The organism is Bradyrhizobium sp. URHC0002 (assembly GCF_054059515.1).
This window is the reverse complement of record NZ_JBSSCF010000001.1, coordinates 1,023,748-1,047,090: the sequence shown is the minus strand read 5'-3', so window position 1 is coordinate 1,047,090 and position 23,343 is coordinate 1,023,748. Positions and strand designations below refer to the sequence as shown.

The window sequence follows — 23,343 nt, the reverse complement described above, 5'->3', positions numbered from 1 at the left end:
GTCTGTGCGTCTCGCGACGCAAAATGGCGAGACCGCCGGCCAGGCAGTGACGTTCGCTTCAAGCCTGCGGATAACTGGCCGCGGCCGGTGGACGTCCACCCCCACAACGAAATATTCAGTGCTCACCGACTGCCAGAACAACAAGAAGCGTGTGGCGGTCCGAGGCGCAGGGTGTGAGTATACAGGTTACTATTCTAAAAGTTTTGGCCAGTCACGACAGCGGCAGAGCGACAACAGATTCACTCAAGAGAGACATTGCCATTCTCGCCACCAGCGGTCCTGAGTGGAGCGCGCGGATGAGGCGTCTCGCCGGACGGGTTCAATCCATCGATATTCTCGCCAGCGGCCATGTGCTTTGCGATCGCGACGGCTGGCAAATCACCGCCGAGGGGCGGGATTTCCTGCGTGCGCTCGAGGCGGTGACGCAGGACAACCGGCTGGCTGAAGCCGGACCGTGCGACCCGGAAGGCGAGAGCGCCGAGCGCCCGCGTGCGGCGCTGATCGTCGTCGGTCATCGCTTCAAGGCCCGGCGGCGCTGACGACGCGCTCGCCGGATTTTCAGGTTCGATCGCGGCCTCGCGGAGAGAATGATGACCATCATTCCGTTCAGCGGGAGGAGGCCCGCATTTTGAACGGAGCCTGCGTCAGGCAGGGTTTACCCGCGATTAATTCGCCAAAGGTAGGTTGACGCCGTCAAGGACCCGCCCATGCGACCGACAGGTGCTGCGAGCTGAAACTCGACAACTGACGGTGATCAAGGAAACAGAATGTTCTCCCGCACCAGGATGCCATCCGTGGCCACAGCCCTGCTTGGCCTCGTTCTCCTCTCCGCTCCTGCCTTCGCCGCTGACGTGGTGCTGCGCTTCGGAGCCATCAACATCGAAAACTCCCTGGTCTACGAACAGATCCTGCTGCCGTTCGGGAAGGCCATCGAGGAGGAATCCGGCGGGCGCATCGAAGTGGCGCTCAAACCGCTTGGCGGATATGGCAAGCCGGCCGAACTGTTCACGATGGTCGAGAAGGGAAGCATCGAAATGGCGGCGACCGTGCAGGGTTACCACCCCGGCCGCTTTCCGCAGTCGTCGGTGATGGAACTGCCCTTTATGTTCGATAACTCGATCGCGGGCACCTCGGCGATGATGTCGCTCTACAAGGAGGGCCTGCTCGACAAGGACTACGCGTCGGTAAAGGTGCTTGGCCTCTATGTGCTGCCGCCTTATCCGATCTTTACCACCGGCAAGAAGATCCAGTCGGTCAAGGATTTCCGCGGCCTGCGCATGCGCACGCCGAGCACGACCGTCGGCGTGGCGCTGGCCAAGCTCGGCGCGGTGCCGCTTGGCGTTCCCATCAACATGATCGGCGACACCATCGCCAGCGGCTATGTCGACGCCATCGCCTATGGCTGGGATTCCGCCACCACGACCAAGGGCGCCGCCGGCAAGTTTCTGTCCGATCAGCTTAGCGTCGTCGTCGATGCGCGGCTGGCTGCGCCGGCGCTGATGATCGTCATGAATCGCGCCAAATGGGACGCGATGCCCGACGACCTCAAGAAGATCATCGAAAAGCACTCTTCCGATCTGGCGATGGGCAACGCGCGCATCCGCGAGGCGCTGGAAGCTGCCACCAAGAAGAAGATGGAGACAGATTCGCGCTTCACCGTGCTCTCCTTCAGCGACGAGCAGCGCGCCGAGTTGCAGCGGGTTACCGCACCGGCCGTGGCGGAATGGAAAACCAACATGGCAAAGCTCGGCATTGACGGCGAGCGGCTCTACACGCGCGCCAGGGAATTGATCCAGCAATACAAGGTTGCCACCAGGTAGATCATGATCCGGACCGGTACGGCCGCGTTAGCGAAAAGTGGGCACCGGCTTTCCGAACAAGATCATGCTCAATAGCGCTCAAGAATTGAGGAAACAGACCGTGACATCAGCTCGCAAACTCGGCATCCGGGCCAAGCTTTTCTTCGCTTTCGCTGCGGTATCGGGAACCACGGTTATCGCCGGCGCCGCCGCCTGGCTGATGTTCTCGCAGGTTCGCGATCTCTTCCATGGTGTCGCCGGTCGCAACATTCCGGAGATTGTCGAGACGCTGGGCTTGCAAACAGATACCCAGGCGCTGGCAGGTTCGGCGCCGACGTTGCTGGCGGCGAAATCGCAAGGACAGCGGCAGCAGGAAATGACCGCGCTGAAGGCACGTCAGGACGGCATCGCGAAGCGGCTTGACGACATTGCCCGCAACCAGTCCGATCGGGAGGCGATCGATCGGCTGAAGAAGTTGATTGTGGCGATGAACAGCAAGCTCGGCGCGCTCGACGGGGCGGTCGATGATCGTCTCAAGCTCAGCGCCCGTGGCGAAGAGATCGTGAAGGCGGCCCAGAATACCCAGACCAAGCTTAACGACGTGCTGCTTCCGGCCGGTGAAAAGGCCCAGGCCGACATCACCATGGTGTCGATGACTCTTGGCGGCGATGCCAACCAGACGATGATGACGCTGCTCAAGCTGGTTTCGACCCAGGTGCCGGTGTCGCAGGGCTTCGCCGACCTCGTCGGCTACGTCAACCTGGCGTCGAGCCTGTTGGACCGCGCGGCGGTCGCGCCGAATGCCGAAAGCGTTACAGCGCTGGAGAAGAATTTCAAGGCGATGTCGGCCAAGGTCGAAGAGAAACTCGATATCGTCAATACCCTGCAACCGACCGAAGGCCTGCCCAAGGCGGGGGAAGCCTGGCTGAAACTCGGCTCGGGCGAGACGATCTTCGAGACGCGCCGCAAGGAACTCGTCGCCAGCCAGCTTGGGCAGAAGTTGCTGGATGAGACGCGCGGCCTGACCGACGAACTTGCGAAGGAAGTCGCGGGCCAGGTCAAGGCGGTCACCAACAAGACCAAGGAAGCCACCGACCGTTCCGACGAGGCGATCAGTTTCGGGACCTTCGTGATGCTGATGATCGCAGCGTTCAGCGTCGCCGGCGCCGCCTTGTTCGTCTGGTTCTATATCGGCCGCAATCTGGTGGCGCGGCTGGTCGGCCTGGAGAAGACCATGACGCGGCTCGCAGGCGGTGACCTCTCCGCCGAAGTCGACACCAAGCGCGGCGGCGATGAGATCGGCCAGATGGCGAAAGCGCTTGCGGTGTTCCGCGAAGGCATCGTCCAGGCCGATGCTGCTGCTGCCGAAAAGGCCGCCGAGCAGGAGGCGAAGCAGCGGCAGGCCGCGCTGATCGATCAGTTGACGCGCGAGTTCAATGACGGCGCGACCAGCGCGTTGTCCGCGGTGTTCACCGCCGCCTCGCGCATGAAAGGGTCGGCGGAGAAGATGTCGAAGGTCGCAGCCCAAGCCAAGGAACAGACCGGCGCCGTCGCGTCCGCTTCGGAGCAGGCTGCCGCGAATGTTCAGACGGTGGCGTCGGCGACCGAAGAGCTTTCGAGTTCGATCAGCGAGATTTCCCGCCAGGTCGGCGAATCCACGCGGATCGCTGCCGAGGCCGTGGAACAGGTGGCAAAGAGCGAAGTCACGGTCACCGAGCTTGCCAACGCGGCCAACCGTATCGGCGAAGTGGTCGGGTTGATCAACACGATCGCTGCGCAGACCAACCTGCTGGCGCTGAACGCGACCATCGAGGCCGCGCGCGCGGGCGAGGCCGGCAAGGGATTTGCCGTCGTTGCTTCCGAGGTCAAGAGCCTCGCCACGCAAACGGCGCGCGCCACCGAAGGCATCACCGCGCAGGTCTCCGCCATTCAAGGCTCGACCCAGGAAGCGGTGGATACCATCAAGGGGATCGGCCAGATCATCGACAAGATGTCGGAGATCGCCACGACTGTCGCTGCCGCGGTCGAAGAGCAGGGGGCGGCGACGGCGGAGATCGCACGCAACATCCAGCAGGCGGCCTCCGGCACGCAGAACGTCTCCAATAACATCGTCGGCGTCTCGAACGCGGCCAACCAGACCGGCGAGACGGCATCCGATGTTCTGCAATCCTCCGACGGACTGGCGGCGGAGTCGGAAGCACTCAGCAACGAAGTCGGCCGCTTCCTGGCCCGCATCAAGGCCGCGTAAGCCGCCCCGGACAGCGTTCCCGGCGCCGTGTTTGGGTGTTGCCGTTCAGGGCAGATCCGCCGTCAGCCCGGCCGTGCCTGCGCCTCCAGGCTGCGGCTGTAGCGCGACATCGCAAAGCAGAACACGAAATAGATCAGCCCTACGAACACGTAGACTTCGATGCTGAACGGCTGCCAGGCGGGATCGATGATCGAGGTCTTCGCCGTCGTCAGCAGGTCGAAGATGCCGATGATCAGCACCAGGCTGGTATCCTTGAAGAAGGCGATGAACGTGTTCACCAGCGGCGGGATGACGTGGCGGATCGCCTGCGGCAGGATGATCAGGCCATTCTTCTTCCAATAGGAAAGCCCGAGCGCGTCGGCGGCGTCGTGCTGCCCTCTCGGAATGGCCTGCAGCCCGCCGCGGACGACTTCGGCGAGATACGCGCCCGCGTACAGCACAAACGCGATCTGTGCCCGCAGCAATTTATCGATGTTGACGCCGTCGGGCATGAACAGCGGAAACATCACGCTGGCCATGAACAGCAGGCTGATCAAGGGAACGCCGCGGATCAGTTCGACATAGAGCACGCAGAGCGAGCGGATCGCGGGAAGTTTTGAGCGGCGGCCCAGCGCCACGACGATGCCGAGCGGAAAACCGAAGGCGAGCCCGAACGTTGCCAGGATCAGCGTCACCGGCAGACCGCCCCAACGGTCCTGCGACACATAGGTTAGTCCTGCGATGCCGCCCCACATCAGCACGCCGATCAGCATCAGTGCGGCCGCCCACACCGCCACCAGTTCCTTGCGCCACCAGCTCCGCCGGCTCGATACATAGAACAGTGCAATGAAGGTCAGGCACACCAGCGCCGGCCGCCATTGCTCGTTGAACGGATAGGTGCCGAACAGGATGAAACGGTATTTTTCGGGGATCACCGCCCAGCAGGCCCCGAGCCCGCGGATCGACCGGCAGGCGCCGGTCTGATCGCCGGGCACCGACCAGATCGCATTCCAGTAGCCCCATTGCACGAGGCTCACCAGCGCCTTGCCGAGCAGTGTGATCAGCAGCAGGGAGATCACCGAGGACGTGACCGAGGCGAAAAGATTCGTGCGCAGCCAGCGGATGACGCGCCCGCCCGGGACCTTGCGCGATCGCGCGCTGCTGAACGGCAGCGGATTTTGCGGTGCGTCCGATATCGATGTCATGGGATCAGCGCTCCACCAGCGCGATGCGCGCATTGTACCAGTTCATGAACAGGCTGATGCCGAGGCTGATCGTGAGAAACACCATCATGATGAGCGCGATGGCCTCGATCGCCTGACCGGTCTGGTTCAGCGTCGTGTTGGCGATCGACACTACGTCCTGGTAGCCGACCGCAACCGCCAGCGAGGAATTCTTGGTGAGGTTGAGGTACTGGCTGGTCATCGGCGGAATGATGACGCGCAGCGCCTGCGGCAACACGATGCGCTGAAGTACAAAACTCCGGCGCAGGCCGAGCGCGTTGGCGGCGTCCCATTGTCCTCTGGGGACGGCCTGGATGCCGCTGCGGACGATCTCGGCGATGAAGGCCGATGTGTAGGTGACGAGCGCGATCAGCAGCGCGAAATATTCCGGCGCCAGCGTCAGCCCGCCGACGAAATTGAATCCGCGCAGCTCCGGCAGCGTGATGGTCCATGATGCGCCGAGCCCGAACGACACCAGTGCCGGCAATGCCACGAGCAGGGCCAGCGCGTACGGCCAGAGCTGACGCACCTTGCCGTCCGCCATCTGCCGCGCCATCAGTTGCCGCCGCAGCAGATAGAGCGTGATCAGCCCGGCGATGACAGCCGCGATCACCCAAAGATTTGCTTCCGCGATCGGGACGGATGGCAGCACCAGTCCCCGGTTGGAAAGAAACACGCCCTCGATCGGCTTCCATGCGCCACGCGCCGCCGGCAATCCCTGCATCAGCACGTACCAGAACAGCAGTTGCAGCAGCAGGGGAATGTCGCGCAGCAGTTCGACATAGACGGCGGCCAGCCGCGACAGCAGCCAGTTCGACGACAGCCGCGCGACGCCGACCAGTGTGCCTATCACGGTGGCCAGCACGATGCCGATGACAGCGACGCGCAGCGTATTGACGATGCCGACGATGAAGGCGCGGACGTAAGGGTCCTTCGGGCTGTAGGCGAGCCAGGTGTCGGCGATCGGCATCCCGGCTTCGCGGCCGAGAAAGGCGAAGCCTGTCGAGATCCGGCGTACCGAGAGATTGTGCAGGGCGTTCGACCACAGGAAGGCGACGATAGCGACCGCGATCCCGACCACCGCGACCTGCCAGAGAAGGCCGATGATCTGCTGGCGGTTCAGCGAGAAACGCAGCCGCCTGCGGCGTGGGAGGTCGGGCGTGGATGTCGTCACAGCACAAGGATCCTTCTGGCAACAGCGATCTTCGGCCATGCGTCCTTAGGGGAACGCGTTTCAAATGTTGCACCAAAATAGGATATGTGCAACATATGTTTCATGGCGCAGCCGCAACCGAAGTCCTCGCCGCTCAATGAACTGTGCAGTGCCCTGCCGTCGCTTCCGGCGCGGCTGCAGCATGTCGGGCGCTTCGTTGCCGCCAATGATTACGACGCCACCACGCGTTCGATGCGCGATCTGGCCGCCGAGGCCGGCGCCGATCCGGCTTCCTTCACGCGTCTGGCGAAGGCGTTGGGCTATTCCGGATGGGACGAGTTGCGCGCCGCGTTGACCGAGGCGCGCCGGCCGGCGCCAGCCCAGCCGTTTTCGGCCCGCACCCGCGCTGGCCGCAAAGGGCCGCACACCGAAATATCGCTGGTCGCCGACAAGCTGGAAGCAGAGGCAGCAGGCCTTGCGCGCATTTCCACGGATTCCGTGGCCGAAGCCGCCAAGGCCTTGCATGCCGCGCAGCGCATCTGGATCGCCGGCTTTCGAAGCTGCCGCAGCGTGGCCGAACTGCTCAATTATCAGCTTCGCCTGTTTCGCTCCGGCGAAGTGCAACTGGTCGGTGGCTCCGGACCGGAAGATCTCGACCTCGGCGCCTTCCAGCGCAGCGATGCGGTCGTGGTCATCGGCTTTGCGCCCTATTCCAGGGCCAGCGTGCTGTCGGCGCGCGCGGCGCATGATTCCGGCGCCACGCTGGTCGCGATTACGGACGCGATCAACGCGCCGATGGCGGAGGGCGCCGACCATCTGCTGCTCTATGAAGCCGCCGCATCACCTGGATTCTTCCCGAGCCTGACCGGCGCCATTGCGATTGCGCAATCGCTGGCCGCGGTCACCTTCGTGCTGGGCGGCGCGAGCGCAAGGCGGCGCCTCGAGGAGACCGAAGGCCGGCTGGCCGCGATGTCGCAGTATGTTGCCGAGAAGGATTGACCGTCATGAGCATCAGCAAGAGCCGGGTGCTGCATCGAAGCCTGCGTGAAACCCCTCCCAAGGCGATTGGCGGCGAGGGCATCTGGCTGATGGGTGAGGATGGCCGCCGGATTCTGGATGCGTCCGGCGGCGCGGCCGTCTCCTGTTTGGGCCACCAGCACCCGCGCGTGATCGAGGCAATGTCCCGGCAGGCGTCGAAGCTCGCTTATGCCCATACCAGCTTCTTCTCATCGGAGCCGGCCGAAGCGTTGGCCGACAATCTCGTCGGCCATGAGCCTGGCGGGCTGGGCTACGCTTACTTCGTCAGCGGCGGTTCGGAAGCGATCGAAGCCGGCATCAAGCTGGCGCGGCAGTATTTTATCGAGATAGGCCAGCCGCAACGCCGGCACTTCATCGCGCGCCGCCAGAGCTATCACGGCAATACGCTCGGAGCGCTGGCCGCCGGCGGCAACGCCTGGCGCCGCGAGCCCTATGCGCCGCTGCTCTCTTCGGCCTTCAGCCATGTGACGCCGGCGTTCGCCTATCACGAAAAACGCGACAGCGAATCCGAGGTGGATTTCGTCGCCCGCCTTGCGGCCGAGCTTGAGGCGGAATTCCAACGTCTCGGCCCGGAGAACGTGGCGGCGTTCATCGCCGAGCCTGTCGTGGGCGCGACCGCCGGCTGCGTGCCGGCCCCGGAGGGATATTTCCGCGCCGTCCGCGAGATCTGCGACCGGCACGGCGTACTCCTCATCCTCGACGAGGTGATGTGCGGCATGGGCCGCACCGGTACGCGCCACGCCTGGGAGCAGGAAGGCATCGCGCCCGATATCCAGGCGATCGCCAAGGGGCTCGGCGGCGGTTATCAGCCGATCGGCGCCATGCTTGCGAGCGGGCGTATCGTCGATGCCGTCCGCGATGGTTCGGGCGCGTTCCAGCACGGCCACACCTATCTGGCGCACCCGCTCGCCTGTGCCGCGGCGCTCGAGGTACAGCGGGTGATCGAGGACGAGCAATTGCTCGACAGGGTCAAGATTCTCGGCGCTCAACTCGAGCGGCGGCTGACCGAGCGTTTTGGCAATCACCGGCATGTCGGTGACATCAGGGGCCGCGGCCTGTTCCAGGCCATCGAACTCGTCGCCGACCGTGCCACCCGCGCGCCGTTCGATCCGGCGCTGAAATTGAACCAGCGCGTCAAGGCGGTCGCGTTCGAAGGCGGGCTCGGCTGTTATCCCGCGGGCGGATGCATGGATGGCCGCAGCGGCGATCACGTCCTGCTCGCGCCGCCCTATATCGCGACATCAGATGATATCGACACGATCGTCGACAGGCTGGGCCAGGCGGTCGACGTAGCCTTGAAGAGTGTGGGTCATTAGCAGGAGGAGCAGTATGAAGAGGATTTTGATCGCTACAGGCTTGCTCGCCGCGTCATACCTGACGGTGCAGGCCGCTGCGCTGGACACCGTTAAACAGCGCGGCACGCTGGTGTGCGGCGTCAGCGCCGGTTTTGCCGGCTTCTCGACGCCGGACTCGCAAGGCAACTACAAGGGGCTCGACGTCGACTATTGCCGCGCCTTGGCGGCCGGCGTGCTCGGAGATGCCACAAAAGTGCGATACGTCGCGCTGACAGCGCAGAACCGCTTTACCGCCCTGCAATCGGGCGAAATCGACGTGCTCTATCGCAACTCGACCCAGACCTATCTGCGCGGCACGACGCTCGGGCTGCGTCAGGGCCCGGTCAATTTTTACGACGGCCAGGGCTTTGTCGTGCGCGCCGACGCCGGCGTGAAGGACATCAAGGGCCTGAACGGCGCCACCGTGTGCGTTGCGCAGGGCACGACTCATGAGGTCACGCTCGGCGATTACGGCCGCGCCAACGGGATCGAATGGAAGCCGCTGGTGTTCGACCGCACCGACACCATGTACCAAACCTTTTTCGGCGGGCGCTGCGATGCCATGACCCAGGACGCATCGGCGCTGGCGGGCGCCGTGACCACGGCGGCCTCAAACCCCGCGGACTATGTTGTCCTCCCGCAAACCATCAGCAAGGAGCCGCTCGGGCCGTTCACCCGCAACGGCGACGAGGTGTGGACCGACATCATTGCCTGGCTGCATTACGGATTGATCGAGGCAGAAGAACTCGGCGTCACAGCCGGCAATGCCGACGAGATGGCGAAGTCCAGCGGCGTTCCGGCCATCCAGCGGCTGCTCGGCACCTCAGGCGATCTCGGATCGCGGCTCGGCCTCGACAACAAATGGATGCTGCAGGCAATCAAGGTGGGCGGCAATTACGGCGAGATTTTTGAGCGCAATGTCGGCAAGGCGAGCCCGCTGAAGCTCGATCGCGGCCTGAACGCGACCTGGAACAAGGGCGGCCTGATGTACGCCCTGCCGTTCAAATAATAATCACGCGGCGGCGCGGGTTGACACCAGCCGCGCCGCAGCCAGACTGATCCGCATGCGCATTACCCTGGTCCATGCCCTGAAACATTCGATCGTGCCGATCGAGGCCTCCTTCGCCCGGCTTTGGCCGGACGCCCGTTTGATGAATCTGCTCGACGACAGCCTGTCGGCCGATCTGGCGCGGGATGGCGGGCTCACCGACGCCATGACCGAGCGCTTCCTCCGGCTCGGGCGCTACGCGGCCGGCACCGGTTCGGATGCCATCCTGTTCACGTGTTCGGCCTTCGGCCCGTGCATCGAAGCGGTTGCCCGTGCGCACGCGCCGATGCCGGTGCTCAAGCCCAACGAAGCGATGATCGAGCAGGCCATCGCAAAGGGCCGCAAGATCGGTTTATTGTCGACGTTTCCCCCGACATTGGCGTCGATGCCGCCGGAGTTTCCGCTGTCGATCGAACTGGTGCCGAAACTGGCGGAGGGCGCGATGGCCGCGCTCGATCGCGGCGACCGCGCGACGCATGATCGTTTGGTCGTCGAAGCTTCAAAAGATTTGCGCGATTGCGACCTGATCGCGCTGGCGCAATACAGCATGGCGCCCGCGGCGGAACGGGTCGCCGAGGCAACCGGGCGGCCGGTGCTGACGACGCCCGACAGCGCGGTAATGAAATTGAAGGGAATGCTTGCCGCCGGCCGCACTTAGAGGTTCCAGGCGTTGAGGGAGCGCGATGACAGTGCGGTTCAGTCGACGCGATACGTTGTTGCGAACGGCAGCCGTCGCCGCGGCAGGCCTGATGTCAGGCGCGGCCATTCCCGGCCGTGCTGCTCCGCTGCGCACGCCGTCCCATGGCGGGGAAATCGACGCCATTCTGCAGGCTCGGGTCGATGCGGCAGACGTACCGGGCGTTGTCGCCATGGCCGCAACCGAGCACTCGGTGATCTATCAGGGCGCATTCGGCGCGAGAAGCAGGGGCACGGCTGCCAGGATGTCGGCCGACACGGTGTTCAGTATCGCGTCAATGACCAAATTGCTGACATCCGTCGCGGCGCTGCAGCTCGTCGAGCGGGACAAACTCAAATTGGATGAGCGGGCGGCAGGAATTGATCCGACGCTCGGGTCGCCTCAGGTTCTCGATGGTTTCGATGCGCAAGGAGCCCCGCAACTGCGCGCCGCGCGAAAGCCTGTCACGCTGCGCCATCTGTTGACGCACACATCCGGGCTTAGCTATCAGCTTTGGGACACGAATGTCGTTCGCTACGGCAAAGCGTCTCGCAACGATCCGGCGCTGCCGCGTACGCCGCTGATGTTCGATCCGGGTACCAGGTGGGCCTATGGCGCCAGTCTCGACCGGGTCGGCCGGCTCGTTGAAATCGTCAGCGGGCAAAGTCTGGATCGCTATTTTCGCGATCACATCCTGGGTCCACTCGGGATGAACGACACGGCTTTCTCGCTCACCGAGAAGCAGCGCGCCCGCCAGGCAAGTCTGCATTTGCGCAAGGCGGACGGGGCGCTGGTGCCGCAGCCTTTGGTACGACGAACGGAACCGAAAGTGATTTCTGGTGGGGGTGGCATCTATTCCACAGCGCCGGATTATCTGACTTTGCTGCAGGCGCTGTTGAATGGCGGCGCACTTGCCGGGAAGAGCATCCTGCGGCCGCAGACGGTTGCGCTGATGTCCACCAATCAAATCGGTAACCTTGACGCCGGAATTCTCAAGACAACAAATCCGGCGTTGTCCGAGAACGTCGATTTCTTCCCGGGAGTCCGGCTGCGGTGGGGGCTTGGCGATATGATCAACATCGATCCTGTGCCTGATGGGCGCAGGGCAGGCAGCCTGACATGGGCCGGGCTTTACAATACCTACTATTGGATCGACCCGGCGTCGCGTGTCGCAGGGGTGGTCATGATGCAGATATTGCCGTTCGCCGACCGCCGCGCGCTTGATGTCTATCGTCTATTCGAGCGCGGCGTTTACCGTGCCCATCGGGCCGCCTGAGCGCAAGCGGCCGCTTCAATCGTCCTTCTTCTTGGCAGGCTTTTTCGCCGCCTTCGCAGCAGCCGCGGCTTCCTCGGCCGCGTTCCGGATCGCCCGGGCGTAACTATCGGCAGTGTTTTGCGCCGAATTCTGCAGCCGCTTGGCCGCGGCCGCGCCAAGCTCCATCGTGCTCTTGGCGATCAGCCGGAACTGGTTCCGGGTCTCCTTGTCCTTGGCCTTGGCCGCGCGGGCCATGATCTGGTCGCGCCGTTTCTTGACGGCGGCCATCAGGCTCTTGTTCTGCGCTTTTGCGATTTGCCGGATGAAAATGTCGAGATCGGCTTCAGCCATTATGGGTCACTCTTAGCGCGCCATGCGATTCCGCACGGTGCGGGGATCATTGGCGCGTCTTGTTGGAAGGATGGGCGCCATTGTGTCGCCGCGGCGCGGTCATTTCAAGCGCCGATTCTCGCGATCGGACGCTGCGGACCATCCGCGCAACCCGATAACAATCGATTAACGTTGTATTGGTACGAATCTTCAACCAACAGGAAGGCCAGTGGCATGCGCAACCTCACCGTCTATCAGCGTTTTGCGATGATCATTGCGGCGCTGACAATGGTGCTGTTCGCCGTCTCCGCCTTGCAGATCCTGGTGTTGCGCGATGCGACGCTCGACGAGCGGCGCACCACGGTTCGCGGTTTCGTCGAAGCGGCGACGAAAATTCTCGCCCACTATGAAGGCGAGGCCAAGGCCGGCAGGATCGAGCCGGACAAGGCCCGCCAGATGGCCTTCGCCGCGATCAGTTCCATGCGCTGGGGTGAATATTCGGACTATATCGGCGTCTACGGGACGGGCAGCTCGGATGCGGGTGTCACTTACGTCCATGCCAATCCGAAATACATCAACGTCAACCGTTGGGACTTCAAGGACAAGAGCGGCAAGCTACTGATCCAGGACATCGTGCGTACCGCGCGCGCCGGGGGTGGCTTTGTCGAATATCTGGCGCCGCGGTCGGCCGGTGGCGACGAACTTCGCAAGCTCTCTTATGTCGGGGCCTTTGGCACGGGCGATAAGGCTCTCGCGCTTCAGGCCGGCGCCTATGTCGACGATATCGACGCCGTGGTCTTTCGCCGGATGATGTGGGCCGGGATCGCCGGATTGGCCGGGCTTGCCATCGCGGCATTCGCGGCGTTCTGGCTTGGCCGCGGCCTGGTCGGCCCCCTCAACAGAACCTGCGCGGTCATGGACGAACTGGCCAAGGGCAATCTTGCAGTCGACATTCCGTTCGTCGACCAGACCAACGAGGTCGGCCGGATTGCACGAAGCCTGCAGGTCTTCAGGGATCATTTGGTTGAAACGACGCGGTTCCGCACCGAGCAGGAAGCGATGAAGGTCCGTTCCGCCGAGGAGCGGCGGACGGATCTCGCCCGCATCGCCGACGATTTCGAGCGCAGCATCGGCGGGGTGATCCGGGGCACCGCCACCGCCGCCGACGAGCTGCAGGATTCGGCGTCGTCGATGTCCACGATCGCGGTGGGGACGACGGATCAGAGCGCCAAGGTCGCGGCCGCGGCCGAGCAGACCGCGGCGAACGTTCAGACCGTTGCGGCCTCGGCGGAGGAGCTGTCGTCCTCGATCCAGGAGATCTCGCGCCAGGTCACCCAGTCTTCGTCCATTGCCCAGAACGCGGTCGGGCAGGCCGGCCGGACCGAGGCCATGGTCGGACGCCTGGTCGAGGCCTCCCAAAAGATCGGCGAGGTCATGGCGCTGATCCAGACCATTGCGGGACAGACCAACCTTTTGGCTCTGAACGCCACCATCGAGGCCGCCCGGGCCGGCGAGGCCGGCAGGGGGTTTGCCGTCGTCGCCAACGAGGTCAAGGCGCTGTCGTCGCAAACCGCCAAGGCCACCGACGAAATCACCAGCCAGATCCAGGAAATTCGCGATGCGACCGGCTCGACGGTCAACGCCATCCGCGAAATCGGCACCACGATCGGGCAGATGAATGAAATCACCGGCTCCATTGCCGCAGCCGTCGAAGAGCAGGGCGCTGCGACCAACGAGATTGCCCGCAGCGTGCAGCAGGCGGCACAAGGCGCCCAGGAGGTGATGCAAAACATCACGGGCGTCCGCGAAGCGTCGAGCAAGGTCAACGCTGCCGCGACCCTCGTGTTGAATGCAGCAGCCCAGCTCACCTCGCAATCCGAGCAACTCGAAACCGAAACCGGAAAATTCCTCGGCAATATCCGCGCGGCGTGACGCGCGGCAGGCGTGAGCTTGCTCGTCATGCCCGGCCAAAGGCGCACAGCGCTAATTCAGCCGCGCGCCGATTCCCGTGAGCACGCGAAAATCGGGCTTGGACTGAATGCCGTTGTGCTGGTTGATGACCGGCACGCCGACGGAGACGAAGCCCGAGAAGCGATCGAAGCCCACGCGCACGCCGGGTGAGAGATAGACCGTGGTGCCGCCCGAATTGGGATCCGCAATGCCGGCGATCTTCTGCTTGTCGTGCCATTCGCCATTGAGCTCGAGAACGAGGTCGAGCGTGTAGGGCGTCTTCTTCATGTCGCTGTGGTCGTGATTGGCGTGATAGAGACAGTGCTCCTGCAGCTGGTTGCGGGGCTGCATGCAGTATTCGTGCAACTCCGTTTCTTTCGTCGAGCCGGTGGCGCCGACCAGGCGATACGACACGGCGGTGCCGAACAGGAAGCGGTCGCCGAGATTGGTGTTCTGCGTGCCGGTGCTGATCAGATAATAGAGGCCGCTCACGTCGAACGACCAGCGGCCCGTGCGCTTGGTGAAGGCGGCGCCGAACAGGCCGTCCCACGAGCCCGAGCCCGGCTGAAATTCGGCTTCGAACAGCTGGCCGAAGTTGTCGCGCTGGCTGGTGCTGCCGGTCGGCGCCTTGAAGCCGAACAGCACGGCGGCTGACGTTCCGGTCTGCGCGTTGTTGTGGAAGCGGTATTGCCCGAGCATGGTCACGTCGCCGAAGCCTGCCGAATTGCCGCGCCGGTTGATGCCGTCGGGACTCATCAGGCTGCTCATGTCGCTCGTATTCATCATGCCCATATGGCCGCCGCTCAGCATGTCTTCCCCGGGTTCGCTGATACCCGAGCGGCGGACGCCGGCGGCGCGAACGCCAACGGTGAAGTCATTGGTGATGCCGTAGGCGGCCGAAATCGAGATGGCGTCGATCGAGCGGATCGAATGCGCATGCGTGCCCTTGGCTGCGGCGGCGAGCAGGTCGGCGTCGCTGAGCTGGCCCAGGCGGATGAATTCGTAGCGGACCGATGCGGCGATCAGCCCTTCGGAAAGCGTGTCGGCCGAGATGGTGTTGATGGGCCCGCCGCTACCGGTATTGCCGCCGCCGCCGGGATGATGCGCCTCCGCAGGCGCTGCGAGAAAAAACATGAAGGATGAAATGACACCGGCCGCGGGCCGTTTAAGATACGCACACACATACGCCCCCATTCACTGATGTCCGACGATTAGCCATCGCAATCAGGCGCGAGATTGACTGGATCGTGCGAGAAGCGCGGCCTGCTCGCGACGGAAGGGAAGCGGAAAAGCGAGGGCGATATCGCGAGCGCGGCATCGGTGTGGCTGTCGCGTGGTAAGCGAATGGCGAGAGAGGCTCGGCCCCATTGCCGGTTGTACTTCAGATTGTCTCGCGCCTCGATACGGTGGTCGCAATCACGTCCGGCGACAGCCGCAATCGCGGCGAGCACCGGCCGTAATCGCGTCTGATTGTTTCTCTAAATGCCTTAACGGTCCAGCGCGCGTATCGGAGTAGGACAATCATGACAACCATCGTCAGAGATATCTTTGTGTTTATTACAACGGCCATTTTTGTCGCAGCCGCAGTGCTGATTACGAGCGGGGCGCGCGCGCACGAGTTCAAGGTCGGCGCCCTCGACATCGCTCACCCCTGGTCGCGCCCGACCCCGAAAGACGCCAACATTGCGGGCGGCTATCTCATCATCACCAACAAGGGAAAGACCGCGGATCGCCTGATCGGAGGCACCTCGCCCGCGGCGGGCCAGATCGAGGTGCACGAAGTGGTCGATGTCGACGGCATGACGAAGACACGCCCGCTCGCGAACGGCATCGAGATCAAGCCCGGCAAGACCGTAGAGCTCAAGCCCGGCTCGCTTCGTATCGTGCTGCTCGGCCTCAAGGAGCCATTCCAGATTGGCCAGAAGATCAAGGGCACGCTGGTGTTCGAAAAGGCCGGGCCGGTCGAGATCGTCTACAACGTCGAGGAAAATCCTGGAGCCGCCGTCAGTGGCGTCGCTGGTGCCAGTGCGCAGCACAAGCACCACTAGAGCGCGCCTTGGCGTGCTCTGCCTGGAAAGGGCTCGCTACCCCTAAGCAGGAGCGTCGCCGCGTGTTCGGCGTCGCGCGCCGGACGAACAACCCCGGGCCGTCGCGATCGGCGATGGCTGGTCTCGAACGCATCATTCCTCAGCCAGGATCCTGACCAGTGTCCAGCCCGAACCAAATCTCAGCCGTCACCCCGGCCAGCCTGCAATCATCACCGCAGAGGCGAGCGGCCTGGCCGTTCGCGGCCACGCTCGTGTGCGCATCGCTGCTCGGGATCGGACTGGCATATTGTACCCGTACGCTGCTGCCTGCATGGGAGCTTGATGGGGGTGGCGCGTTTTTCCTGTCGAACATTGTCTGTTCGAGCGGCAATTCTTCGACCCCGCCGCAGACAACGCGCACGGGCGAGTAGAGCAGCCGCGCTTTTCGGACTCCGAGGGGCTGCGCCGCGTCCGCCCGTGAGGGGCCGCCGTCAACGGTTCGGAAACCACACGTTCTCTCTTCCAGTCCCGCTAACTAATCGAAAATCGTTGTGTCGCAAATTCGTGCCCGGGAAAAGGAATGGGGAGATCCGAGCATGAACAGCCTGGCCATCATGGAAAACGTTCGCCGATACCGCACCATCGCGTCGTTGTACCGCCAAACCGCGGCCTTCCGGCCGCTTCATAGCGGCTCGCTCCTGGCGCAAGCCAGGGAATGGGAGCATCGCGCCGTCGCCGAGTTGGAAGCCTATTATGAGGCTTTCTGTTACGCGGCGTCAGGCAATGCCCCGACCCACTCGGCGAGCTACGCGGCGTGAACTGACGGCAGGCGCTCCGGAAAGGGGCGCGCCTGGAGTTCATTAAGAATTGCGGCGGCGTGGGGAGAGATCGGCCCACAGCCAGCGTGCCTCCGCCGCTCAGAACGCCGCCCGCAATTCGAGGGCGCCGCCATTGTCGGTGCTGTGGCTCCCGAAACGGCGTCATGGCTGAGGCGCAGACTGAAATTGTTGCCTTGCCAAACGTCGAAGCCGGCGGAGACTTCGGCCAGGGTCTGATCGAGCAGCGAAGTGTCCGTGAAGGGCGCAATGACCGCCGGCGAGCCCACGAAGCTTGCCATCGCTCTGAAACTATCCTTGCTCACGAAGCGAACGCCGGCCCGTACATAAGGCCGGCACTGCGTCCCGATCTCCACCGTCGGTGCGATGGCTCAGATGGGTGAGCAGGATCAGCTCTAGCCTGGGTGTTTCGCTGATTGCTTTTGCGTAGGCATCGAGAATGGCCTGCCTGGTGGCGGCTTCCGGCAGGGCGATCTTGAAAACGCCGATGCCGCGCCGATCTTTCAGCCACTCGCGCACAGTCTCGCGGCATCGATGCCTCAAATCTCGCCTTGCCGTCCCAGGCCGGCCGATGTCATAGTTATGACATGAGTGCAGTCAAACGACATAGCTCAGATCTGCGCGACGAGTACGCCGCGCTGACGCGCCAGCGTATCGTTGCCGCCTTTGTCGAGTCCCTCGAGGACGAGGCGGCCGACGATGTGTCGATGGCGGCGGTCGCCAAGCGTGCCAATGTCGCCGAGCGCACCATCTACCGGCATTTCAAGACCCGCGCGGAGCTTCTCGCGGCCGCGGGCGAATGGGTCGAGAACAACGTCTTCGGCTACGTTCCATTCACGTCGCCGGACGAATTGCCCGGCATCTTTCGCAAGTTGTGCCGGAGTTTCGATCGTCATCCGCACCTCGCGCGCGCTATCGCACTGACGCGCGTCGGCCGCACCGTGCGGGCCGGCTTCCGGCAGCGTCTGATCGAACATCATCGCGAGGCGATGGCGCCTCTCGCCCGGCATTTGAAGCCGAAGGATGTCCGCCAGGCCGAGGCGCTCGCGGCCTATCTCAACAATGTGCTGGCCTGGAGTGCCCTGCGGGAGGATTTCGGCATGTCCAGCGCGGAGATCGCCGATGCGATCGAGTGGGCGCTGACCACGCTGTTGAAGGATGTCCGCCGGCGGGATGCGGCCGCGGCGCGACTGTCTTCCGGCAAGGGCGGCCGATCGCAGCGGAAGCGAACAACTGGCGCGAAAGCGCCGGCGTAGCAGCAGGACAACAGTCATGGCAGCCTTGAACGACATTCCGAACGATCTGCTGATCGATGCGGCCGATGAGATTCGCATCCGCCAGGATCTGGTACTGACGGCGCTCGGCCGCCGCCCGGCCGATCGCGCCTTGCGGGTTGGGCGCCTGCTCGATGTGCACAGCCGCAGCTGGAGCGAGGATCAGGAGATCGTTTTCAAGGGCCGCCGGATCGCCTGGGTGGGGCCGGCGGGCAGCTATCAGGGTGAGGTCCGCGAGCGCGTGCACCGGGCGGATCTCGCGGCCGTTCCGGGTTTCGGCGAGGTGCACAAGCACATCGAAAGCTCGCATCTGACGCCGGAATGGGAAGCGGCGCTGGTGCTGCCGCGCGGCAATACCTGGACCTGTGAGGCCAGCCACGAATTTTCCAACGTTAACGGCGCGCGCAATCTCGAATTCTGGTTCGAGGCGCGAAAACGTGGATCGCCGCTAAAAATCTTTCCGCAGCCCGGATCGGCGGTGCCGCCCACGGCCTATGAGTGGGGCGGCGGCTGGTACGGCGGCGAGGAGCAGGCGCGCTTCATGGCCGAAAGCCTGATGGTGACCGGGCTCGACGAAGTGATGGATTGGCCCGCGGTGTGGAATCCGGACAACCCGTCCTACACGCGGATCTGGGCCATGATCGAGGCGACGTTTGCGGCGCGCGGTGTCGTCGAAGGGCATGCGTCGGGCTTGCGCGACCTGCCGTCGATCAACGCCTTTGCCGCCGCCGGGCTCGCCTCCGACCATGAAGTGCAGACGCCGGAGGAAACCTGGGACAAGCTGACGCGCGGCCTGTTCGTCGAATTGCGCGTCTATGCCATGGCCGAGATCGTCGCCTGGCTGCTGGCGAAGGGGCTGCAGGACTGGTCCCAGATCGCGTTCACGACCGACGATCGCAGCGCCAGCCACACGCTCGAAACGGGCGCGAGCGACCACAATGCGCGGGTCGCGATCGAAGCTGGCCTTCAGCCTGAGATCGCGATCCAGTGCCTGACCATCAATCCAGCGCGTCACATGCGCCTCACCCCGTATGTCGGCAGCCTGTCGCCTGGCCGCTTCGGCGACGTCGTGCTGCTGTCGGATGTCGGCAAGCTCACCATTGCCGAGGTGTGGGCCGACGGCGCCCAGGTGTCGGACGGCACGCGCTACACCGGCGCGGTTCCGGAGATTCGATGGCCGGAATGGGCGACCAAAACCGTCAACGTCAATCGCAAGATCCAGCCGCAGGACTTTGCGATTGCCGCGGAGCCCGGTCGCGACACCATGAAGGCCGCGGTGATCCGGCCATTCCACTGGCATCCTGATTTCTACACCCTCGAGCTGCCGGTGCGCGATGGCGCCGTGCAGCGGGACGAGAGCGAGGCCATCACCAAATTCGCCATCGTCGATCGCTTCTCCGGCGAGGGCCGCGTCTCGAAGATGTTCTGGCGCGGCTGCGGGCCGCGCACGCCGGAGACCGCGGTCGCCTGCTCGGTTGCGCACGACAAGCACAACATCTGGGTCGTCGGCTCCTCCGATGCCGCGATGGCCAAGGCTGTCAATGCCCTCATCGAAATGCAGGGCGGCTGGGCGCTGGTGCGCGAGGGCGAGCTCGCCGCCACCGTCCGCTTCGAGGTCGGCGGCTTGATGAGTTGCCGTTCCGCCGAGGCGCTCGATGCCGACATGCAGGCGCTCTACGCCGAGGGACGCAAGGTGGACTGGATGTACGAGCCGACGTTCCGGCCGCGCTGGTACCCGGGATTTCCGGAGCGGTTGATGTTCGCGACCCTGACCTGTGCGCCGTGGAGTTGGGTGCTGGTCGCGCCATGCGAGCAGGCCCCGCTCGGCTTCATCAACGTTCAGACAGGCCAACCGCACCCGGTGGTCTGGTGACGGCAACGATCGGAGGGACACCATGAACGAGATGACGCAGACACGCTTGGCCTCCGATCCGACTGCACCGAATCCCTCATCAGATTCGACTGCTGCGAATCCGATTGACGGCTTCTTCCGCCTGACCGAGCGCGGCACCAGCATCACCCGTGAGGTCGTGGCCGGCGCGACCACCTTCGCGGCGATGGCTTATATCATTGCGGTGAACCCTGCGATCATGTCGAATGCAGGAATGGATCGTGCCGATCTCGTCAGCGCCACGGCGCTCGCGGCGATCTTCGGCTGCGTCGTGATGGGGTTGAGCGCCAATCTTCCGCTCGCGGTAGCGCCAGCCATGGGCTCCAATATCATCTTCACCTATGTGCTGGTGAAGCAGATGGGCGTGCCCTGGCAGGCCGCGCTCGGCATGGTCGCGTTCACCGGCGTGCTGTTCCTGATCCTCAGCCTTTCCAGGCTGCGCGAGCGTGTCGCAAAGGACGTTCCGGAAGCGCTGAAGATCGGCATCCAGGCCGCGGTCGGCACCCTCATCGTGTTCATTGCGCTACGCGGCGCCGGGTTCGTCGTGCAAAGCCAGACCACCTACATCACCATGGGATCATTGCGCAACGCGTCGGTGCTGCTGACGCTGGCCGGCCTGCTGCTTACCCCGGTTCTGGTGGCACGTCGCGTTCCCGGAGCCCTCATCCTGTCGATCGCTATACTGACTTTGATTGGCTTTTTCGTTCCCGCGGGGAATGGCAAGATGGTGACCTCCATGCCCTCGGCCATCATGGCCTGGCCGCGCTGGCCGACCAGCACCTTTATGGCGCTCGATGTCGGCTACCTCTTCACCCATTTCCTGGTGGCCTTGCCGCTGCTGTTCTATTTCCTGTGCGCCGAATTCTTCTCGACGCTCGGCACCCTGATCGGTGTGACGGGCGCCGCCAATTTGCGGCGGCCCGACGGGTCAATTCCAAATGCCACCGCTGCGTTTGCCACCGATGCGACGGCCACGATCGTCGGGCCGCTGCTCGGCACCTCGGTGGTCACCGCCTACATCGAATCCATCACCGGCGTGCAGGCCGGCGGGCGCACCGGCCTGACCTCGCTGACGGTTGCCGCTTTCTTCTGCCTGGCTCTCTTTTTCTGGCCGATCTTCGTGATCATCCCACCGCAGGCGACCGCGCCTGCCTTGGTGCTGGTCGGCGTGCTGATGATGCAGGGCCTCGCCCGCATCGACATGACGGACCTCGGCAATGCGGTGCCCGTCGTGCTGACGCTGCTGGTGACGGTCTTGACCAATAACCTCATCAACGGAATGGCGCTGGGGACGCTGAGCTATATTGCGCTGGAGGTCACCATGGGCCGCCGGTCGCAGATTTCCGCGATGGTCTGGGGCTTGGGCGTGGTGTTTATTCTCTACGCGATCGTGACGGCGCAGATCATGTGAAGCGACGCGATGCGGCCGCGCCGGATCGCCATGGTTCGATCGATGGGGCCGTTCTGGACGGTTACCGCTGTGGGCGCAGCGTTCATGTCGGCGCGGCGCGTCATCGCTGAAGGGCTTCGCGGGGGCCCGGTTACCGTTCGATTGCGGCCATTTCGATAAGGGAACGCCGCGATGGGCCAATTTCAGACTTCAACGGGCTTTAAGAGAAATCCTTCTGGCCGAGGCAGCGGGCAATAATCGCGTCGGCGTCGTCACCAGCGTTCCGGCCTCTCCAGGCAACATGCTGATCGGGCCGCACGAGCAACTGCGGCGCCCGATAGATGTGCTGGAGGCCGGGTTGATCGATGCGTACAACTTCGAGCGGCATTCCACGGCGCATCGCAGCCGTCACCAGTTCGGCATCAGGGGCTGCTCCAAACGCGATAAGCGTGAACCAGGGGCCCAGCCGATCGAATAAGGCGCTGCCGTCGGCGAGGAGAATACTTGGCAGCCGAGCTCCTGGCGCCGCTGTGGGAACGTACCGCACGGGATCGTCCGATATCTCCGCATCCGTCTCCGCGCATACGATGGGCGATCGCGGGTACGCATAGCCCAGTTCGATCCCATAGCTCTCGTTCTCCGCATTGCCCAACGCTGCGATGCGGGCGGCGAGCTCCGCCCGGCGACTGTCGGATTCGGCCGAAGGCTCGTAGACGCAATCGCCTGCGTCGGCGTATGCTTGCGCGATCGCCATGCGCACGTCGGTGTGCGTACCCGAGGCCTGGCGGTTGCGGAGGCCGACCGGGCGCCGCTCGGCATCGTAGGAGGCGAGCAGAGTCGGTCCGCCGAAGCCACGCACCAGCGCCGCGAGCTTCCAACCGAGATCGCAGGCATCGCCGATGCCGGTATTCATGCCATAGCCGCCCGTCGGGATATATTGGTGCGCCGCATCGCCGGCGAGAAACACGCGTCCTTGTCGATAGGTCTCAGCTACCAGCAGGTGCGGGGTCCACGGATTGGCAAGGATGATTTCTCGGGGGATGGATCCACCCATAAATCGAGTGAGCAGGGCATCGGGATCGACCCGATCCAGATCATCGCCGGGCTTTGGACGCGTATGCAGTGTCCAGTATTCGACGTCGTCTTGCGCGATCAGCGTTCCGCGCGGCGACTGGTAGTGCCAGGCTATGCCCCAGCGTTGCAGTATGTCGCGTGCCGACGAGCGGAAATGTACCATGTAGCGCTGCGCGACGCGGGCCTGGCCCTCAAGCTGGATGTCGAGGCAGCTCCGCACGCGGCTCGTGCCGCCGTCGCATCCGGCAAGATAGGCACAGCGTATCGTCTCGGTGCGCCCGGTCGCTGTCTCGCGCACAACTGCAGTGACGCCGTCGGCATCTTGCTTGCAGTCCTCGAAAGCCGTACCGAACCGCGAGAGAACGAGCGCTTCGGCCTCCACGGCGCGCTTGAGCGCGGGCTCGATGAGGACCTGCGAGACGCGCATGGCGGGTTCAAGTGGCTGGCTACCGTCGTTGTGGCGTGCGATCTCGGCCCGCTTCTCGATTACGCTGGGGTAGCGGAACCGGTGCAGTTCGTGGCCGGCCATGGTCGTGACCCAGGCAACGTCAAAGCAATGCCGCTCCGGCACCGCCACCATGCGCAGGGATTGCGCGAGCCCAAGGCGGCGGAAGAGCTCCATCGAGCGGACATTGGTGATGTCCATCTTCGGATGCTGCGTGGTATCCAGATTCCGCTCGACCACCATCGCCTGCACGCCGAGGCGGGCCAGGGTCAGCGCCAGGGTCATGCCGACCGGGCCTCCGCCCGCGATCAAGACAGGGACGAAACGCATTTCAGTCGCGCCTTTGGCCGAGCGGGATGCAAAGCACAAGCGT

20 protein-coding genes are annotated in these 23,343 nt (G+C 64.0%); 14 read left to right on the top strand and 6 right to left on the bottom strand.

Annotated elements, in window-relative coordinates:
• Positions 1–296 precede the first annotated feature (296 nt).
• The 3 genes from ACVWVY_RS05035 (at position 297) to ACVWVY_RS05025 (ending at position 4,047) form a co-directional block, all read left to right on the top strand.
• Positions 297–539 carry a hypothetical protein gene (locus ACVWVY_RS05035; protein WP_456625342.1) on the top strand — a complete coding sequence of 81 codons (243 nt, stop codon included), beginning with the start codon at positions 297–299 and terminating at the stop codon, positions 537–539.
• A 255-nt stretch (positions 540–794) separates the two neighbouring features.
• A complete protein-coding gene (gene dctP / locus ACVWVY_RS05030) occupies positions 795–1,820 on the top strand; it encodes a TRAP transporter substrate-binding protein DctP (protein ID WP_456625341.1) in 1,026 nt (341 codons plus the stop codon).
• A gap of 100 nt (positions 1,821–1,920) precedes the next feature.
• The gene (locus ACVWVY_RS05025) at positions 1,921–4,047 is read left to right on the top strand and encodes a methyl-accepting chemotaxis protein (protein WP_456625340.1); all 2,127 of its coding nucleotides are present in this window, start codon (positions 1,921–1,923) and stop codon (positions 4,045–4,047) included.
• Between the two features lie 62 nt (positions 4,048–4,109).
• Here ACVWVY_RS05025 and ACVWVY_RS05020 read toward each other — a convergent pair whose 3' ends face one another.
• Positions 4,110–5,231: an amino acid ABC transporter permease gene (locus ACVWVY_RS05020; protein WP_456625339.1), complete on the bottom strand. Its 1,122-nt coding sequence runs from the start codon at positions 5,229–5,231 to the stop codon at positions 4,110–4,112.
• Positions 5,232–5,235: 4 nt separating this feature from the next.
• Entirely contained in the window at positions 5,236–6,423 is a 1,188-nt protein-coding gene (locus ACVWVY_RS05015) for an amino acid ABC transporter permease (RefSeq protein WP_456625338.1), read from the bottom strand.
• A 102-nt stretch (positions 6,424–6,525) separates the two neighbouring features.
• On the opposite strand from ACVWVY_RS05015, the gene ACVWVY_RS05010 reads away from it, so the two are divergent.
• The 5 genes from ACVWVY_RS05010 (at position 6,526) to ACVWVY_RS04990 (ending at position 11,774) form a co-directional block, all read left to right on the top strand.
• Positions 6,526–7,401, top strand: coding sequence for a MurR/RpiR family transcriptional regulator (locus ACVWVY_RS05010; protein ID WP_456625337.1), 876 nt, complete (start codon positions 6,526–6,528; stop codon positions 7,399–7,401).
• A 5-nt stretch (positions 7,402–7,406) separates the two neighbouring features.
• Positions 7,407–8,756, top strand: a complete 1,350-nt coding sequence (locus ACVWVY_RS05005; protein WP_456625336.1) for an aspartate aminotransferase family protein — start codon at positions 7,407–7,409, stop codon at positions 8,754–8,756.
• A gap of 13 nt (positions 8,757–8,769) precedes the next feature.
• Complete coding sequence (locus tag ACVWVY_RS05000) at positions 8,770–9,783, top strand: amino acid ABC transporter substrate-binding protein (protein WP_456625335.1); 1,014 nt, start codon at positions 8,770–8,772, stop codon at positions 9,781–9,783.
• A 55-nt stretch (positions 9,784–9,838) separates the two neighbouring features.
• Positions 9,839–10,480: an aspartate/glutamate racemase family protein gene (locus tag ACVWVY_RS04995; RefSeq protein WP_456625334.1), complete on the top strand. Its 642-nt coding sequence runs from the start codon at positions 9,839–9,841 to the stop codon at positions 10,478–10,480.
• A 91-nt stretch (positions 10,481–10,571) separates the two neighbouring features.
• Positions 10,572–11,774 carry a serine hydrolase domain-containing protein gene (locus tag ACVWVY_RS04990; RefSeq protein ID WP_456632105.1) on the top strand — a complete coding sequence of 401 codons (1,203 nt, stop codon included), beginning with the start codon at positions 10,572–10,574 and terminating at the stop codon, positions 11,772–11,774.
• A 15-nt stretch (positions 11,775–11,789) separates the two neighbouring features.
• On the opposite strand, the gene ACVWVY_RS04985 is transcribed toward ACVWVY_RS04990, so the two are convergent.
• On the bottom strand, positions 11,790–12,104 hold the full coding sequence (locus ACVWVY_RS04985) for a hypothetical protein (protein WP_426530037.1): 315 nt from the start codon (positions 12,102–12,104) through the stop codon (positions 11,790–11,792).
• Between the two features lie 213 nt (positions 12,105–12,317).
• On the opposite strand from ACVWVY_RS04985, the gene ACVWVY_RS04980 reads away from it, so the two are divergent.
• On the top strand, positions 12,318–14,015 hold the full coding sequence (locus ACVWVY_RS04980; RefSeq protein ID WP_456625333.1) for a methyl-accepting chemotaxis protein: 1,698 nt from the start codon (positions 12,318–12,320) through the stop codon (positions 14,013–14,015).
• Between the two features lie 51 nt (positions 14,016–14,066).
• On the opposite strand, the gene ACVWVY_RS04975 is transcribed toward ACVWVY_RS04980, so the two are convergent.
• On the bottom strand, positions 14,067–15,167 hold the full coding sequence (locus tag ACVWVY_RS04975; protein WP_456625332.1) for a transporter: 1,101 nt from the start codon (positions 15,165–15,167) through the stop codon (positions 14,067–14,069).
• A 389-nt stretch (positions 15,168–15,556) separates the two neighbouring features.
• On the opposite strand from ACVWVY_RS04975, the gene ACVWVY_RS04970 reads away from it, so the two are divergent.
• A complete protein-coding gene (locus ACVWVY_RS04970; RefSeq protein WP_456625331.1) occupies positions 15,557–16,081 on the top strand; it encodes a copper chaperone PCu(A)C in 525 nt (174 codons plus the stop codon).
• A 575-nt stretch (positions 16,082–16,656) separates the two neighbouring features.
• The gene (locus tag ACVWVY_RS04965) at positions 16,657–16,878 is read left to right on the top strand and encodes a hypothetical protein (protein WP_456625330.1); all 222 of its coding nucleotides are present in this window, start codon (positions 16,657–16,659) and stop codon (positions 16,876–16,878) included.
• 309 nt (positions 16,879–17,187) lie between these two features.
• Here ACVWVY_RS04965 and ACVWVY_RS04960 read toward each other — a convergent pair whose 3' ends face one another.
• Positions 17,188–17,415, bottom strand: coding sequence for a hypothetical protein (locus ACVWVY_RS04960; protein ID WP_456625329.1), 228 nt, complete (start codon positions 17,413–17,415; stop codon positions 17,188–17,190).
• Positions 17,416–17,483: 68 nt separating this feature from the next.
• Between ACVWVY_RS04960 and ACVWVY_RS04955 the strand changes: the two genes are divergently transcribed.
• From ACVWVY_RS04955 to ACVWVY_RS04945, 3 genes are read left to right on the top strand one after another with little or no spacing between them, the layout of a single operon-like run.
• Positions 17,484–18,152 (top strand): TetR/AcrR family transcriptional regulator, encoded by a 669-nt coding sequence (locus tag ACVWVY_RS04955; RefSeq protein WP_456625328.1) that lies wholly within the window; start codon positions 17,484–17,486, stop codon positions 18,150–18,152.
• 16 nt (positions 18,153–18,168) lie between these two features.
• Complete coding sequence (locus ACVWVY_RS04950) at positions 18,169–20,043, top strand: adenine deaminase (RefSeq protein ID WP_456625327.1); 1,875 nt, start codon at positions 18,169–18,171, stop codon at positions 20,041–20,043.
• Between the two features lie 22 nt (positions 20,044–20,065).
• Complete coding sequence (locus ACVWVY_RS04945) at positions 20,066–21,472, top strand: NCS2 family permease (protein ID WP_456625326.1); 1,407 nt, start codon at positions 20,066–20,068, stop codon at positions 21,470–21,472.
• Between the two features lie 199 nt (positions 21,473–21,671).
• Here the strand turns inward: ACVWVY_RS04945 and ACVWVY_RS04940 are convergent, their stop codons facing one another.
• Positions 21,672–23,300, bottom strand: a complete 1,629-nt coding sequence (locus ACVWVY_RS04940) for an FAD-dependent monooxygenase (RefSeq protein ID WP_456625325.1) — start codon at positions 23,298–23,300, stop codon at positions 21,672–21,674.
• Positions 23,301–23,343 lie beyond the last annotated feature (43 nt).